Origin of the sequence: Vibrio sp. Evd11 (assembly GCF_900382755.1) — a bacterium.
GTDB lineage: Bacteria > Pseudomonadota > Gammaproteobacteria > Enterobacterales > Vibrionaceae > Vibrio > Vibrio lentus.
In genome coordinates this window covers 18293-33714 of the sequence record NZ_OSDX01000021.1, presented here as the reverse complement: position 1 = coordinate 33714, position 15422 = coordinate 18293, and the positions used below count along the sequence as shown (strand labels likewise).

Genomic DNA, 15422 nt, shown 5'->3' with positions numbered 1-15422 from the left:
TGACTGAACGATGAATAGATTGATTCGTTATTACTGGCATCACAAGCTCAAAGGCTCTGCTTATCAGCCTCTGTTTGCTGCGCCTGCTAATCACGAATACGTATCTCTCGATTGTGAAACCACCAGCCTCGCCCCCAATCAGGCGGAATTAGTCACCATTGCCGCGACCAAAATCATTGGTAATCGAATCATTACCAGCCAACCTTTCGAGGTCCGGCTGCGAGCCCCTCAATCGCTCGATTGCAATTCAATCAAAATTCATCGCATTCGCCATCAAGATCTCAAGCACGGTATCGAAGAAAAACAGGCTTTGATCGAGCTGCTCGACTTTATTGGTAATCGCCCTTTAGTTGGCTATCACATCCGCTATGACAAGAAAATTCTCGACCGCGCCTGTTTAAAACAACTCGGATTTCCACTGCCTAACCGGTTAGTCGAAGTGAGCCAGCTCTATCAAGAAAAACTCGAAAGACATCTACCCAATGCCTATTTTGATCTCAGTATGGACGCCATCTGTCGCCAGCTGGATCTACCTATCCCGGTCAATAAACATGATGCATTACAAGACGCTATCTCCGCTGCCCTGATCTTTGTTCGCCTTAAACACGGTGATTTACCTCGTTTCAACTCTTCTTATTCTTAATTCAACCATTGCCTCTCTACATAGAGAGCAATATCGCAAAAATGAACTTAACTCGCTATTTTGTAAGTGAAAAGCGGCGTCTCATCCTAAAGTCTAATTGTGGAAATCGCCGTCCTAGCCGAGAGTGATAGCACAACGACGGTCCTGTAATAGACTTAGAAACTGAACACAAAGGAAGTTGCCAGTTCATTAAGAATGTAGGCACAAGGAGAGATGCAATGAGTGAAGCCCACGTTTATCCGGTAAAAGAAAATATTAAATCAACCACACACGCGGATAATGACACTTACCTAGCCATGTACCAGCAATCTGTTTCTGACCCTGAAGGCTTTTGGGGTGAACACGGAAAAATCGTTGATTGGATTAAACCTTTCACACAGGTAAAAAATACTTCTTTCGACCCAGGCCACATTGATATTCGCTGGTTTGAAGATGGTACGCTTAACGTTTCGGCTAACTGTATCGACCGCCACCTTGCTGAGCGCGGTGATGAAGTCGCTATCATCTGGGAAGGCGATGACCCTGCTGATGATAAAACCCTAACCTTTAACGAACTGCACAAAGAAGTGTGCCTGTTTTCTAATGCTCTGAAAGAGCAAGGCGTACGTAAAGGCGATGTGGTTTGTTTATACATGCCAATGGTTCCAGAAGCTGCGGTTGCGATGCTGGCATGTACCCGTATCGGCGCAGTTCACACAGTGGTATTTGGCGGTTTCTCCCCAGAAGCACTATCTGGTCGTATTATCGATTCAAATTCTAAAGTCGTTATCACTGCCGATGAAGGCGTGCGTGGCGGCCGCGCTGTTCCACTGAAGAAGAATGTCGATGAAGCACTGACTAACCCTGAAGTGAAGAACATCGAAAAGGTTGTGGTATTCAAACGTACTGGCGGCGATGTTGCTTGGCACGAACACCGTGATGTGTGGTGGCATGATGCTATCGCAAACGTATCGGCGGATTGTCCACCAGAAGAGATGAATGCGGAAGATCCACTATTCATTCTTTATACATCAGGCTCAACAGGCAAACCTAAGGGTGTGATGCACACCACAGGTGGCTACCTAGTTTATGCAGCCATGACATTCAAATACGTATTCGATTATCAAGAAGGCGAAACTTTCTGGTGTACTGCGGATGTGGGTTGGATTACCGGTCACACTTACCTTGTTTACGGACCGCTTGCCAATGGTGCGAAAACCATCCTGTTTGAAGGCGTGCCGAATTACCCGAACACAAGCCGCATGAGTGAAGTAGTTGATAAGCATCAAGTTAATATTCTTTATACTGCGCCAACGGCGATTCGCGCCCTAATGGCGAAGGGTAATGAAGCGGTTGAAGGGACTTCTCGTGACAGCCTAAGAGTCATGGGATCGGTAGGTGAACCTATCAACCCAGAAGCGTGGGAGTGGTACTACAAAACAATTGGTAACGAGCAGTCTCCAATTGTCGATACATGGTGGCAAACAGAAACGGGCGGCATCTTAATCGCTCCACTACCGGGCGCAACAGACCTAAAACCGGGTTCAGCGACTCGTCCATTCTTCGGTGTGCAACCCGCGCTTGTCGACAACATGGGCAACATCATTGAGGGTGCAACAGACGGCAACCTTGTGATTCTTGACTCTTGGCCAGGCCAGATGCGTACCGTTCATGGTGATCATGACCGTTTCGAACAAACTTACTTCTCTACCTTTAAAGGTATGTACTTTACCAGTGATGGTGCTCGTCGTGATGAAGACGGTTACTACTGGATTACGGGCCGTGTCGATGACGTGCTTAACGTATCAGGTCACCGTATGGGTACCGCTGAAATTGAATCGGCGCTAGTGGCGTTCGATAAGATTGCAGAAGCAGCGATTGTCGGTATTCCTCATGATATTAAAGGCCAAGCAATTTACGCTTATATCACGCTTAATGATGGTGAGTTCCCAACCGCAGAGCTTCATAAAGAAGTGAAAGACTGGGTACGTAAAGAGATTGGCCCAATCGCAACACCAGACGTTCTACATTGGACAGACTCTCTGCCAAAAACTCGTTCAGGTAAAATCATGCGTCGTATCCTGCGTAAGATTGCCACTGGCGATACTGGCAACCTAGGCGATACGTCGACACTGGCAGACCCAAGCGTGGTCGATAAGCTGATTGCAGAGAAAGCAGAATTGGCATAAGCAACCCGTTACATTAGCTTATCACTGTTTAAAACAGCCATTAATAAACCGTCACCTATGTGGCGGTTTTTTTATGGCTGATCTTGATCTCAAATATCTTCGATAAAATTAAGGCAATCGCGGTTTTTTGTTAAGTTGATAACAATTCCATGCCGTACTTATAGGAGATTAGACCAGTAAATTGCTGCGATTTGCGCTGAATTAGCTATAATCTGGTTCTAATTTTTAAATTTGGGTTTTTCTTACTGGAAATTAACCCCAAATTTTCAATAAAATGGCAACATTCACATTCGTAAACACGATAAAGGAAGATAGCCCCACAATGTCTACAAAGTTTCGCATTCTAGTTTTAAATGGCCCAAACCTTAACCTGTTAGGCCTTAGAGAGCCTGCACACTACGGTTCTCAAACACTTGACCAGATTATTAGCTCTTTGACCGAGCAAGCGAAAACACAAGATGTTGAGCTGTCTCACTTCCAGTCAAATCGTGAGTATGAACTGATTGAAGCTATCCATAGTGCTTATCAAAATGTTGATTTTATTATTATCAACCCAGCGGCCTTTACACATACCAGTGTGGCGTTGCGTGATGCACTACTTGGTGTTGCTATCCCATTTATTGAGGTTCATCTATCGAATGTTCACGCACGTGAACCATTCCGCCACCACTCTTACCTATCTGATAAAGCAGAAGGTGTGATTTGTGGCTTAGGTGCCCAAGGTTATCAATTTGCTTTGACGGCTGCGCTCAACAAGCTCAACGCAAAGTAAATAAAAACAACGAACTATTACTAACCTACTCAGTCAAAGAGTAAGTTCAATCAACAGATAAAGAGAAAGAAACAATGGATATTCGCAAAATCAAAAAGCTAATCGAATTGGTTGAAGAGTCTGGTATTTCTGAGCTAGAAATCTCTGAAGGTGAAGAGTCAGTACGAATCAGTCGTAACAGCCCTGTATCTGCAGCGCCTATTCAATATGCAGCGGCTCCAGCTCCTGTAGCGGCAGCAGCACCTGCGGCGGCACCTGTAGCAGCAGAAGCAGCAGCTCCTGCAGTTCCAGCTGGTCACCAAGTTCTTTCTCCAATGGTTGGTACTTTCTACGGCGCTCCAAGCCCAGATGCAAAACCATTCGTTAAAGTTGGTCAATCTGTAACTGCTGGCGAAACTCTATGTATCGTTGAAGCAATGAAAATGATGAACCAAATCGAAGCTGATAAGTCTGGTGTTGTAACAGCAATCCTAGTTGAAGACGGTCAACCAGTAGAATTCGACCAAGCTCTAGTAATTATCGAATAATAGAGAGCACTTATTATGTTAGATAAATTAGTAATCGCGAACCGTGGTGAAATTGCACTGCGTATTCTGCGAGCATGTAAAGAGCTTGGCATCAAAACGGTAGCGGTTCACTCAACCGCTGACCGTGATCTTAAGCACGTACTTCTTGCTGACGAAACCATTTGTATTGGTCCAGCTCGCGGTATCGATAGCTACCTGAACATCCCTCGTATCATCAGCGCAGCTGAAGTTACAGGTGCAGTCGCTATTCACCCAGGCTACGGCTTCCTATCTGAAAATGCAGACTTTGCAGAACAGGTAGAGCGCAGTGGTTTTATCTTCGTTGGCCCTAAAGCTGAAACCATTCGCATGATGGGTGACAAAGTGTCAGCTATCACGTCAATGAAAAAAGCGGGTGTACCTTGTGTACCAGGTTCTGACGGCCCTCTTGACGACGACGAAGCGAAAAACAAAGCGCACGCTAAGCGTATTGGCTTCCCTGTAATCATCAAGGCGTCTGGCGGCGGCGGCGGTCGTGGTATGCGTGTTGTTCGTACTGAAAAAGAACTAACAGAAGCTATCGCGATGACGCGTGCTGAAGCAAAAGCATGTTTCAATAACGACATGGTTTACATGGAAAAATTCCTAGAAAACCCACGTCACATTGAAGTACAAGTGCTTGCAGATGGCCAAGGTAATGCTATCCACCTAGGTGAGCGTGACTGTTCAATGCAGCGTCGTCACCAGAAAGTTGTGGAAGAAGCTCCAGCACCTGGTATCACTGAAGAAATGCGTAAATACATCGGCGACCGTTGTACTCGTGCATGTCTTGAGATTGGTTACCGCGGCGCAGGTACATTTGAATTCCTATACGAGAACGGTGAGTTCTACTTCATCGAAATGAACACTCGTATTCAGGTTGAGCACACGATTACTGAAATGGTAACGGGTATCGATCTAGTGAAAGAGCAACTTCGCATTGCTGCTGGTCAGCCTCTATCATTCACACAGGATGATATTAAGCTGCGCGGCCACTCAATCGAATGTCGTATCAATGCTGAAGATCCAGTTCGTTTCCTACCTTCACCAGGTAAGATTGAACGTTTCCACGCACCAGGCGGCATGGGTGTTCGTTGGGAATCTCATATCTACACTGGCTACACAGTGCCACCGCATTACGATTCAATGATCGGCAAGCTGATCACTTACGGTGAGAACCGTGACGTAGCGATTGCACGTATGAAGAACGCACTAGCAGAAATGATTGTTGAAGGTATCAACGTCAATACTGAGCTGCAATTAGCGATTATGAACGACGAAAACTTCCAACACGGTGGTGCAAACATCCACTACCTTGAGAAGAAGCTTGGTCTGCAATAGAAGCTTGGTCTGCAACAGAAGCAGGTCTTCCATAATATGTTCTCTGTAGAACAGTACTAAATGCTCACTTCGGTGGGCATTTTTGTTTTTAAACACTCGCAAAAATCAATCGCTAATCCCTCTTATAATCCGCGGTGTTTTGGTGAATTTGCTCATATTTTCTGCTAGACTCCCCATCCAATTTTTCTCATATAGAAGATGCAGCCATGCCTTGGATTCAAATCAAGCTTAATGCGACCAATGAAAATGCCGAACAAATCGGCGACATGTTAATGGAAGAGACTGGTGCTCTTTCTGTAACTTTCCTGGATGCACAAGATACCCCTGTATTTGAGCCTCTGCCGGGTGAAACTCGCCTTTGGGGTGATACTGACATTCTAGCGCTTTACGACGCTGAGACTGATACTGGTGTCGTTCTAGCGCAGATTAAAGCAAGCAACATGTTCCCTGCAGACTTTGCTCATAAAGTAGAGCAAATTGAAGACAAGGATTGGGAACGTGAATGGATGGACAACTTCCACCCAATGAAGTTTGGTGAGCGTCTTTGGATCTGCCCTAGCTGGCGTGATATCCCAGAACCTGACGCTGTGAACGTCATGCTAGACCCTGGTCTTGCATTTGGTACCGGTACTCACCCAACAACAGCATTGTGTCTTGAATGGCTGGAAGGCTTAGACCTGACAGGCAAGACCGTGATCGACTTCGGTTGTGGTTCAGGCATTCTTGCGATCGCTGCGATCAAACTGGGCGCTGCAAAAGTTATCGGGATCGACATTGATCCTCAAGCTCTGCTTGCTTCAAAAGACAACGCACAACGCAATGGTGTTGCTGAGCAGCTAGAGGTGTTCCTACCTCAAGATCAACCTGAAGGTCTGATTGCTGACGTTGTCGTTGCTAACATTCTTGCAGGTCCATTACGCGACCTTTCAGGCATCATCAAAGGCCTAATTAAGCCAACTGGCGTGCTTGCGATGTCGGGTGTTTTGGATACACAAGCAGAAGATGTTGCGACTTATTATCGTGATGAGCTTCACATTGATCCAATCATTGAACAACAAGAATGGTGTCGAATCTCTGGTCGCAAGCAAGGCTAGACAAGACTTTGGGCGCTAATTGACTGAATTTTAAGCAAATCACAAAAACAAATTGTAAATGCTCAAATATTAGTCTTTTCACGCAGCGAAAAAATGCGTAAAATGCGCGCCCTTGCTGGTACAGAACTGTGATGACATTTTTTGAAAATCGGAAACTATCAACTTAAGAACAATCTAATCGTCGCTCCTATGGCTGGCGTAACGGATAGACCATTCCGTGAGTTGTGTCTTCGTTACGGTGCGGGGATGGCAGTCAGTGAAATGATGTCCTCCAATCCGAAAGTTTGGAAAACGTCAAAGTCTCAGCAGCGTATGGTACATGAAGGCGAATCGGGCATTCGTTCAGTACAAATCGCTGGTGCAGATCCACAGCTTATGGCCGAGGCTGCTCAATTCAATGTTGCTAACGGTGCGCAAATCATCGATATCAATATGGGTTGTCCAGCAAAAAAAGTGAATAAGAAGCTTGCGGGCTCAGCCCTACTTCAGCATCCAGAACTCATTGAAGACATTCTGAAGGCTGTGGTAAATGCTGTCGACGTTCCAGTAACGTTGAAAACGCGCACAGGCTGGGATACAGACAATAGAAACTGTGTCCAAATCGCTAAAATAGCCGAAGACTGCGGCATACAAGCTCTTGCCCTTCACGGGAGAACTCGCGCTTGTATGTACAAAGGTGAGGCAGAATACAAACACATTAAAGCAGCAAAACAAGCAGTATCTATTCCGGTTATCGCTAACGGTGATATCGATAGCCCTGAAAAAGCTAAGTTTGTGCTGGAGTACACTGGCGCTGATGCTTTAATGATAGGTCGACCTGCCCAAGGACGCCCTTGGATTTTTAACGAAATCCTACACTATTTGGAAAACGGCACCACGATGGACCCGCTCCCAACTTCGGAAGTGAAAGACATCATGCTTGGCCATGTTAACGCTCTACATGAATTTTATGGCGAGTTTTTAGGCCCCCGTATTGCTCGTAAGCATGTGGGTTGGTACCTAAAAGAACATGAACAAGCGAGTGAGTTTCGCCGTACCTTCAACGCATTCGAAGCAGGTGATCTGCAGCTTGAAGCGCTAGAAGGTTTTTTTGATAACGTTGCACCATAATTACGAGAAGAGCTAGACCGAATATGTTCGAACAAAATCTGACTTCAGAAGCATTGACAGTAACTACAGTTACATCACAAGACCAAATCACGCAGAAGCCTCTACGTGACTCAGTTAAAGCATCATTGAAAAATTACCTTGCTCAATTAAACGGTCAAGAAGTCAGCGAGTTATACGAATTAGTATTAGCTGAAGTTGAACAGCCACTACTAGACACTATCATGCAGTACACTCGCGGTAACCAAACTCGCGCAGCAACCATGATGGGTATTAACCGCGGTACTCTTCGCAAGAAACTTAAAAAATACGGCATGAACTAATCGTTCTTTCGTAATTAATTGAATTGAAAGCCAAGCTCATTTATTGAGTTTGGCTTTTTTTTGGCCTATTGATTATGTCGCTGAACAAGACTGCCTCGCTGAGTAACAAGGTTGTAAGGCAATAAGTAATAAGGCGGTAAGACAGCAAGGCAACATACCTAACGAATGCAAATCAGCTGCTATCGGCTTGGTTAGCTACAACAACGCCCCTTCTCAAGGTTTGCTGAGTCCAAGGCAGCCAGAATCGAACAATGGCTCGCATCGTCATCTATGTGGCCACAGCAGGCATCGTTGATTTTCTTGAGTGCCGTTCGAATTTTAGTAAGCTCCGTTATCTTTTCATCAATCATCTCTAATTTAGAAGAGGTGATCGACTTCACTTCAGCGCAACTGTGTTGAGTCGCTTCAAGACGAATCTCTAACAATTCTTTGATTTCATCTAAACTCAACCCTAACTCTTTAGATTTGAGAATAAACGTCACCTGCTTTTGGTTATTTTCATCATACAGACGATAACCCGACTCGCTGCGACTGGCTGGTGCAATCAGGTTATTCTTCTCATAAAAACGCAAGGTATCGGCTGTCACACCGCATCTTTTCGCCAATTCGCCAATCTGAAACATGTTTTTTCCTATTCTTTCATCCATTCCACTATTAACCTTGTTGTTACTTTTCAGGCTAAAATGGCACTTTTCATAATTAATTTTGAGATGCCAAACGATTGCGCGAGCTTTTTTGTAATAAATTAGTTAGAATCTGCGCCATCAAATTTGGAGTTGGTTATCTTATAGCTTGATTATAAGAACACCCAAAAGGTCTTTACCAAAACTGGCCAATATTTTATCTCTTACTGGTATCTAAGATACTCCACGCTGAGAAGATAGAAACAAGTTCTTTTTTGGCAAATATCTTTATTTTAACCCCATGAATTTGAGGAAATGGAAGCATGAATAACGCTCGTCCAATTCGCCGCGCTCTCATCAGCGTATCAGACAAAACTGGTATCGTTGAATTTGCACAAGCTCTTGCTAACCGTGGTGTAGATATCTTATCTACTGGTGGCACTGCTCGCCTGCTTGCTGAAAAAGGCATCTCTGTAACAGAAGTATCTGACTACACTGGCTTCCCAGAAATGATGGATGGCCGTGTTAAGACTCTGCACCCGAAAGTTCATGGTGGTGTTCTAGGCCGTCGTGGCCAAGATGATGACGTGATGGAAACTCACGGTATCAACCCTATCGATATGGTTGTTGTAAACCTATACCCATTCGCAGAAACCGTTGCTAAAGAAGGTTGTACCCTTGCTGACGCTGTTGAGAACATCGACATCGGTGGCCCAACCATGGTTCGCTCTGCGGCTAAAAACCACAAAGACGTAACGATCGTTGTAAACGCACACGACTACGAGCGTGTTGTGGCTGAAATGGACGCGAACGAGAAATCTCTAACACTAGAGACTCGCTTCGACCTCGCTATCGCAGCATTCGAACACACGGCTTCTTACGACGGTATGATCGCAAACTACTTCGGCACTATGGTTCCATCTTACGGTGAGAACAAAGAAGGCGACGAAGAGTCTAAATTCCCTCGCACGTTCAACCAACAGTTCGAGAAGAAGCAAGACATGCGCTACGGTGAAAACAGCCACCAAGCAGCAGCTTTCTACGTTGAAGCAAACCCTGAAGAAGCATCAGTTTCTACGGCTCGCCAAATCCAAGGAAAAGCGCTTTCTTACAACAACATCGCTGACACTGACGCAGCGCTTGAATGTGTGAAAGAGTTCGACCAGCCAGCATGTGTAATTGTTAAGCACGCTAACCCATGTGGTGTTGCACTAGGTGAAGACATCCTAGAAGCTTACGACCGCGCATTCAAAACAGACCCAACGTCTGCATTTGGCGGCATCATCGCATTCAACCGTGAACTAGACGCTGCAACAGCAACGGCTATCACTGAGCGTCAATTCGTTGAAGTTATCATTGCACCATCAGTTTCTGCTGAAGCAGTAGCAATCGTAGCGGCTAAGAAAAACCTTCGCCTGCTTGAGTGTGGTGAATGGACAACTAAGACAACTGGTTTTGACGTGAAACGCGTTAACGGTGGTTTGCTAGTTCAAGACCGCGACCAAGGCATGGTTTCTGAAGACGACCTAAAAGTAGTTTCTAAGCGTCAACCAACGGCTGAAGAGCTGAAAGATGCTCTATTCTGCTGGAAAGTAGCGAAGTACGTTAAGTCTAACGCGATTGTTTACTCGAAAGGTGACATGACGGTTGGTGTGGGCGCTGGCCAAATGAGCCGCGTTTACTCTGCGAAAATCGCAGGCATCAAAGCGGCAGACGAAGGTCTACAGGTTGAAGGTTGTGTGATGGCATCAGATGCATTCTTCCCATTCCGTGACGGTATCGACGCGGCAGCAGAAGCGGGCATCAAGTGTGTTATCCAACCGGGCGGCTCTATGCGTGATGACGAAGTTATCGCAGCAGCAGACGAACACGGCATGGCGATGATATTCACAGGCATGCGTCACTTCCGCCACTAATTTCCTCTTCGTATTTGGCACTGTGGCGTCGTTAGCTGCTTTCGCCCACCCCGGTCACATAGCGAGCTATGCTCCCGGGGATGGGCTCAATTGCTGCCTAGCCACATCACCAACTACTTTGAGCAAAACTTATAATTTTGTTTTTTAAATATTCCGATATTTGAAATACGTAGAGCAAGTCAGTGACTTTAGTTCAAGGAAAACACGCGGAGCTTATGACCATAAGTGAGCATGTTTGACACAGAAATAAAGGCTCTGAAGCAGCTATAAGGATTTTAAAACATGAATGTATTGATTATCGGTGCCGGCGGTCGTGAGCATGCACTTGGTTGGAAAGCGGCACAAAACCCAAACGTTGAAACAGTATTCATCGCTCCAGGTAACGCAGGCACTGCGCTTGAGCCTAAACTTGAGAACGTAAACATCGGTGTTGAAGACATCGCAGGTTTAGTGGCGTTTGCTCAAGAGAAAAAAATCGAACTGACTATCGTTGGCCCTGAAGCACCATTGGTTATTGGTGTGGTTGACGCATTCCGCGAAGTTGGCCTACCAATCTTTGGCCCAACTCAAGCGGCAGCACAGCTTGAAGGCTCTAAAGCATTCACCAAAGACTTCCTAGCTCGTCATGAGATCCCAACAGGTTACTACTCAAACTTCACTGAGATTGAGCCAGCTATCGCTTACGTTCGCGAGCAAGGTGCTCCAATCGTAGTAAAAGCTGACGGTCTTGCGGCTGGCAAAGGCGTTATCGTTGCGATGACCCTTGAAGAAGCAGAAGACGCAATCAAAGACATGCTAGCAGGCAACGCATTTGGCGAAGCAGGCAGCCGCGTGGTTATCGAAGAGTTCCTTGAAGGCGAAGAAGCAAGCTTCATCGTTATGGTTGACGGTTCTAGCGTACTGCCTATGGCCACCAGCCAAGACCACAAACGTGTTGGCGACAAAGACACAGGCCCTAATACTGGCGGCATGGGTGCTTACTCCCCAGCTCCAGTCGTGACTCCAGAAATCCATAACCGTATTCTTGAAGAAGTTATCTACCCAACGGTACGTGGTATGGACGCAGAAGGCGCACCTTACACTGGTTTCCTTTACGCTGGCCTAATGATCGATGCTGACGGCACACCTAAAGTTATCGAATACAACTGCCGCTTCGGCGATCCAGAAACGCAACCTATCATGATGCGTATGGAATCAGACCTTGTTGAGCTTTGCCTAATGGCTATCGACGAGAAACTCGACGAAGCAGAATCTAAGTGGGATCCACGCGCTTCTATCGGTGTTGTTCTTGCGGCTGGCGGTTACCCTGCTGATTACGCAAAAGGTGACGTTATTTCACTGCCGACAAGCGAAGTTGAAGGCCAAAAGGTTTTCCATGCAGGTACCACAAATAACCAAGCTGGCGACGTTGTGACAAACGGCGGCCGCGTGCTATGTGCAACTGCACTGGGCAACACGGTTTCTGAAGCTCAGGAGCGCGCTTACGCGTTAACTAAGCAAGTTAGCTGGAATGGTATGTTCCACCGCAATGACATTGGTTACCGTGCGATTGCGCGCGAGCAAGAGCAGTAATCTCTCTCGAACAATCTATCTCTAACTCATTGCAGTTAGTTGAATCAAAAAAGGCGCCTAGGGCGCCTTTTTTAATATTTAAAATGCATTATGTTCGCTTACCAAGCGTTTGGCCTATTGTAGGTCAAAAGCTCTCTACTCACTGAGAAGTGATGGCCTTTGAATACATTGATGGTTCTCATCGGCTAATACTAGCAGCTCAGCAACCGACACTTTACGTGACGACACTTTACCCACAAGAGCACCATAACTCTCTACTGAAGCAAGACGATTGACAACGATTCTTGGTAAGGTCTTGTTAAACTCAAAATACTCGAATTGATCGCCAGAACACGTCTCAAAAATCTCACCATTCCAGTAGCCCTGAAGAAGTTCTAATCCTTCATCATTTTGCTTCTCTGTAATATCGAGAACCGAAATCGCCTGCTTTTGGTAGTTATCCAGCTGCTCTGATTGAAGTGGCAAGATTTTGCTACCGATTCGGTATTGTTGATACACAGCCTCGCCAGACTGATTAAAGCGCACATGAACACGATAAGGTGCTAACGCTTGTGAATCGTCACGTAGCTCGCCTTCACGAATAAATTCACGCAGCACACCACCGGACCAAGCATAATCGGTTTTGTACCAGCCATAGTCACCCATTGTGACGTAATCAGCAGAAGTGTGTGGTTGTGTTAGCTTGTTGGTTACCCAGAAGAAACTTGTCGCGTCGCCCATGACTTGGCCGCCGGTATAGGTTTCAAATTGCTCTAGGTTTTTGCCGGGGCTTGTTGAAGAACAGCCGAGAAGAAATGTAGATAAGAGTGAAACGAGAAGAAATGCTTTTTTCATAAAACCTGTACCGAGGTGAGAGTAAAACTACCTCGGTACAGTTTAGATTATTTTACTGAATCTTTCAGCGCTTTACCTGCAACAAATGCTGGAACATTTGCAGCAGCGATTTGGATCTCATCACCAGTTTTTGGGTTACGACCAGTGCGAGCTGCACGGTGGTTTACTTTAAAAGTACCAAAACCAATTAGCTGTACTTGATCGCCATCTTTAAGAGTCTCAGTCACGCCGCCAAGAGTTGCTTCTAGAGCCGCTTTAGCTTGTGCTTTCGAAAGGTCCGCTTTTTCAGCAATAAAGTCGATTAATTGAGTCTTGTTCATTTTAGGTTTCCCTTCTTAGTATTTTCGAATTCAATTAACTCTAAAACATAAATGCCCTATCTGGCAAAGGTTTGTCGTCGATCTTTAGCTCTAATGCCGTAGTTTTAGCCATAATATGAGTAATAACTCACAATTTGTTACTGATTTTATTGAGTAAGCCCTTGTTTAAAAGGGGCTGAGAGTGAAATTAATGATGACCTAGCCACTACTTATTCTCTATAATCCACCTTGAATCGCTGACAAAGCGTACAATTTAATTTAAGGGCAAACATGCTGCTGCTAACTATTTACGTCTCCATTGCTATTGGAGTTTCTTTCATTTGTTCTGTTTTGGAAGCTGTACTTTTGAGTATTAGTCCGAGCTACATCGCTCAACTAAAACAAAATGGGAACCCTGCAGCCGCGTCTTTAGACAAACTGAAAACAGATATTGATCGCCCGCTCGCGTCAATTTTAACGCTCAACACCATCGCACATACTATTGGTGCGGCAACCGCAGGTGCACAAGCCGCTGTTGTTTTTGGTAGCCAATGGCTAGGTGTTTTCTCTGCCGTGCTCACTCTGGGCATTCTGGTGTTGTCTGAGATTGTTCCAAAAACGATTGGTGCGACCTACTGGCGTCAACTTGCTCCAGCATCGTCAACGGTACTGCGTTGGATGGTGTTCTTCCTAACTCCGTTTGTTTGGTTCTCAGAGCAAATTACTAAACGTCTAGCTCGTGGTCACCAAGCACCTAAGATGCGTGACGAACTATCAGCGATGGCTATTTTGGCAAAAGAGAGTGGCGAGTTCGCAGAAGGCGAATCAAAAATCCTCAGCAACCTATTAGGCATTCAAGATGTGCCTGTTACCCAAGTCATGACACCTCGACCGGTTGTATTCCGTGTAGATGCAGAGATGAGCGTCAATGTGTTCCTTGAAAAACATAAAGACACGCCGTTCTCACGTCCTTTGGTCTACAGCGAACAGAGTGACAATATCATTGGTTTTGTTCACCGTCTGGAGCTGTTTAGATTGCAACAAGCGGGTTGCGGCGAAAAAGCGTTAGGCGAAGTCATGCGCCCTATCCACGTGTTATTGAACAACATGGGTCTAGCTAAAGCCTTTGACCAAATGATGGCAAATCGCCTGCAATTGTCTTTGGTTGTTGATGAATACGGCACCATTCAGGGCATCATAACCCTAGAAGACATCTTTGAGCATTTAGTTGGCGAAGAGATCGTTGATGAAGCGGACAAGACCACAGACATGCAAGAACTTGCGTTTCAGCGTTGGGAAAAATGGAAAGAGACACATGGCGTTATCGAAAACCGTGATGAAGAGGACGAGCTAGAGAAAGAAACTCCAGCCGACAACGATGCCTCAGATTCAAAATCAGCGGATGATGACGACGCATCAAAAGATAATGCCTCAAAAGACAAAGCTCAGAACTAACAGCTAAGAAAAAGACGCTTAATCGAAACTTGATAGCGTCAGATACAACAAAGGCTCCCTAGGGAGCCTTTGTTTTTTCATTCTATTCGCTACAACTCAACATCCGTTATAACGCGACACCAATATTGCTCACTGGGTCTTCACGCAGTTCATGACGCAGATCTTTAATCAGTTCAAGGTCGCGCTCTGTCGTTTCACGAAGTGGTCGGAAGATCGCCCATTGAACGTCCCATTCTTCACATACCGCTTCATTTTCTTTCTGGTTTTCGTTCGTGACTTCTTCAGCACCTTGAGCGAATTCAAGTTCTGCAACCGTCTTAACCGACTGTTGGCTCACTTTAATTACCGATTCAAGCATGTGTTCACGATCAAGCAGACCATGTATTAACGTTGCTAAGCCTTGGCATGCGTCCATTGCTGGATAAACACCATAAAAGTCAAAATCATCACCGCTAGGGAATAGCTCTTCTACTTTCTCAAGTTGACGCTCAAAGTTCACCTTTGCCGTTTTAACCGTTAGGATTTCCCAAATGCTATCCAAAACATCACGATAGATTCGAGCTTCCGCAAATTCTGTATTCTCACAAAACATGGCATAGTTAGGATACATACGCTCACATAGACACGCCATAAAGGTAATTTGTTGCCAAGGTTCTAACTTTTCAAGACGAACCTGCAATGGATTCTGAAGCATAGTCACTCAATAATTGCAGAAAAAGACAGCGAAAGT

Annotated in this window: 15 protein-coding genes; 11 read left to right on the top strand and 4 right to left on the bottom strand. The window is 45.5% G+C overall.

All coding sequences use genetic code 11. The features are described from left to right. Window positions 1-10 precede the first annotated feature (10 nt). The 8 genes from ED652_RS11315 (at window position 11) to fis (ending at window position 7993) form a co-directional block, all read left to right on the top strand. The gene (locus ED652_RS11315; protein ID WP_122054797.1) at window positions 11-643 is read left to right on the top strand and encodes a 3'-5' exonuclease; all 633 of its coding nucleotides are present in this window, start codon (window positions 11-13) and stop codon (window positions 641-643) included. 218 nt (window positions 644-861) lie between these two features. Continuing rightward, entirely contained in the window at window positions 862-2811 is a 1950-nt protein-coding gene (acs, locus tag ED652_RS11310) for an acetate--CoA ligase (protein ID WP_017108601.1), read from the top strand. A 322-nt stretch (window positions 2812-3133) separates the two neighbouring features. Further along, window positions 3134-3583, top strand: a complete 450-nt coding sequence (gene aroQ / locus ED652_RS11305; RefSeq protein WP_122054795.1) for a type II 3-dehydroquinate dehydratase — start codon at window positions 3134-3136, stop codon at window positions 3581-3583. Window positions 3584-3657: 74 nt separating this feature from the next. Beyond that, window positions 3658-4110 (top strand): acetyl-CoA carboxylase biotin carboxyl carrier protein, encoded by a 453-nt coding sequence (gene accB / locus ED652_RS11300; protein WP_004729736.1) that lies wholly within the window; start codon window positions 3658-3660, stop codon window positions 4108-4110. 15 nt (window positions 4111-4125) lie between these two features. Further along, window positions 4126-5469: an acetyl-CoA carboxylase biotin carboxylase subunit gene (gene accC / locus ED652_RS11295; RefSeq protein WP_122054793.1), complete on the top strand. Its 1344-nt coding sequence runs from the start codon at window positions 4126-4128 to the stop codon at window positions 5467-5469. A 206-nt stretch (window positions 5470-5675) separates the two neighbouring features. Continuing rightward, the gene (prmA, locus tag ED652_RS11290; protein WP_017108603.1) at window positions 5676-6563 is read left to right on the top strand and encodes a 50S ribosomal protein L11 methyltransferase; all 888 of its coding nucleotides are present in this window, start codon (window positions 5676-5678) and stop codon (window positions 6561-6563) included. A gap of 141 nt (window positions 6564-6704) precedes the next feature. Beyond that, window positions 6705-7673: a tRNA dihydrouridine synthase DusB gene (dusB, locus tag ED652_RS11285; protein ID WP_017104592.1), complete on the top strand. Its 969-nt coding sequence runs from the start codon at window positions 6705-6707 to the stop codon at window positions 7671-7673. Window positions 7674-7696: 23 nt separating this feature from the next. After that, complete coding sequence (fis, locus tag ED652_RS11280; RefSeq protein ID WP_004729744.1) at window positions 7697-7993, top strand: DNA-binding transcriptional regulator Fis; 297 nt, start codon at window positions 7697-7699, stop codon at window positions 7991-7993. A 191-nt stretch (window positions 7994-8184) separates the two neighbouring features. Here fis and zntR read toward each other — a convergent pair whose 3' ends face one another. Next, entirely contained in the window at window positions 8185-8616 is a 432-nt protein-coding gene (gene zntR / locus ED652_RS11275; protein WP_029223214.1) for a Zn(2+)-responsive transcriptional regulator, read from the bottom strand. Window positions 8617-8939: 323 nt separating this feature from the next. On the opposite strand from zntR, the gene purH reads away from it, so the two are divergent. Next, entirely contained in the window at window positions 8940-10532 is a 1593-nt protein-coding gene (purH, locus tag ED652_RS11270; RefSeq protein WP_065104159.1) for a bifunctional phosphoribosylaminoimidazolecarboxamide formyltransferase/IMP cyclohydrolase, read from the top strand. 282 nt (window positions 10533-10814) lie between these two features. Next, complete coding sequence (gene purD, locus ED652_RS11265) at window positions 10815-12104, top strand: phosphoribosylamine--glycine ligase (protein WP_122054791.1); 1290 nt, start codon at window positions 10815-10817, stop codon at window positions 12102-12104. Window positions 12105-12239: 135 nt separating this feature from the next. Here the strand turns inward: purD and ED652_RS11260 are convergent, their stop codons facing one another. Both ED652_RS11260 and hupA read right to left on the bottom strand, forming a co-directional pair. Continuing rightward, a complete protein-coding gene (locus ED652_RS11260; protein ID WP_017108606.1) occupies window positions 12240-12938 on the bottom strand; it encodes a DUF1481 domain-containing protein in 699 nt (232 codons plus the stop codon). A 47-nt stretch (window positions 12939-12985) separates the two neighbouring features. After that, window positions 12986-13258 carry a nucleoid-associated protein HU-alpha gene (gene hupA, locus ED652_RS11255; protein ID WP_017108607.1) on the bottom strand — a complete coding sequence of 91 codons (273 nt, stop codon included), beginning with the start codon at window positions 13256-13258 and terminating at the stop codon, window positions 12986-12988. A gap of 270 nt (window positions 13259-13528) precedes the next feature. On the opposite strand from hupA, the gene ED652_RS11250 reads away from it, so the two are divergent. Continuing rightward, window positions 13529-14692 carry a CNNM domain-containing protein gene (locus ED652_RS11250; protein ID WP_122054790.1) on the top strand — a complete coding sequence of 388 codons (1164 nt, stop codon included), beginning with the start codon at window positions 13529-13531 and terminating at the stop codon, window positions 14690-14692. A 106-nt stretch (window positions 14693-14798) separates the two neighbouring features. On the opposite strand, the gene ED652_RS11245 is transcribed toward ED652_RS11250, so the two are convergent. Continuing rightward, window positions 14799-15386 (bottom strand): YjaG family protein, encoded by a 588-nt coding sequence (locus ED652_RS11245; RefSeq protein ID WP_029223215.1) that lies wholly within the window; start codon window positions 15384-15386, stop codon window positions 14799-14801. Window positions 15387-15422: the final 36 nt, after the last annotated feature.

What these genes read in the sequence shown, in the direction of transcription:
- ED652_RS11315 (WP_122054797.1), top strand. Translation starts at nt 11, where the DNA reads ATGAATAGATTGATTCGTTATTACTGGCATCACAAGCTCAAAGGCTCT.
- acs (WP_017108601.1), top strand. Translation starts at nt 862, where the DNA reads ATGAGTGAAGCCCACGTTTATCCGGTAAAAGAAAATATTAAATCAACC.
- aroQ (WP_122054795.1), top strand. Translation starts at nt 3,134, where the DNA reads ATGTCTACAAAGTTTCGCATTCTAGTTTTAAATGGCCCAAACCTTAAC.
- accB (WP_004729736.1), top strand. Translation starts at nt 3,658, where the DNA reads ATGGATATTCGCAAAATCAAAAAGCTAATCGAATTGGTTGAAGAGTCT.
- accC (WP_122054793.1), top strand. Translation starts at nt 4,126, where the DNA reads ATGTTAGATAAATTAGTAATCGCGAACCGTGGTGAAATTGCACTGCGT.
- prmA (WP_017108603.1), top strand. Translation starts at nt 5,676, where the DNA reads ATGCCTTGGATTCAAATCAAGCTTAATGCGACCAATGAAAATGCCGAA.
- fis (WP_004729744.1), top strand. Translation starts at nt 7,697, where the DNA reads ATGTTCGAACAAAATCTGACTTCAGAAGCATTGACAGTAACTACAGTT.
- zntR (WP_029223214.1), bottom strand. Translation starts at nt 8,616, where the DNA reads ATGTTTCAGATTGGCGAATTGGCGAAAAGATGCGGTGTGACAGCCGAT.
- purH (WP_065104159.1), top strand. Translation starts at nt 8,940, where the DNA reads ATGAATAACGCTCGTCCAATTCGCCGCGCTCTCATCAGCGTATCAGAC.
- purD (WP_122054791.1), top strand. Translation starts at nt 10,815, where the DNA reads ATGAATGTATTGATTATCGGTGCCGGCGGTCGTGAGCATGCACTTGGT.
- ED652_RS11260 (WP_017108606.1), bottom strand. Translation starts at nt 12,938, where the DNA reads ATGAAAAAAGCATTTCTTCTCGTTTCACTCTTATCTACATTTCTTCTC.
- hupA (WP_017108607.1), bottom strand. Translation starts at nt 13,258, where the DNA reads ATGAACAAGACTCAATTAATCGACTTTATTGCTGAAAAAGCGGACCTT.
- ED652_RS11250 (WP_122054790.1), top strand. Translation starts at nt 13,529, where the DNA reads ATGCTGCTGCTAACTATTTACGTCTCCATTGCTATTGGAGTTTCTTTC.
- ED652_RS11245 (WP_029223215.1), bottom strand. Translation starts at nt 15,386, where the DNA reads ATGCTTCAGAATCCATTGCAGGTTCGTCTTGAAAAGTTAGAACCTTGG.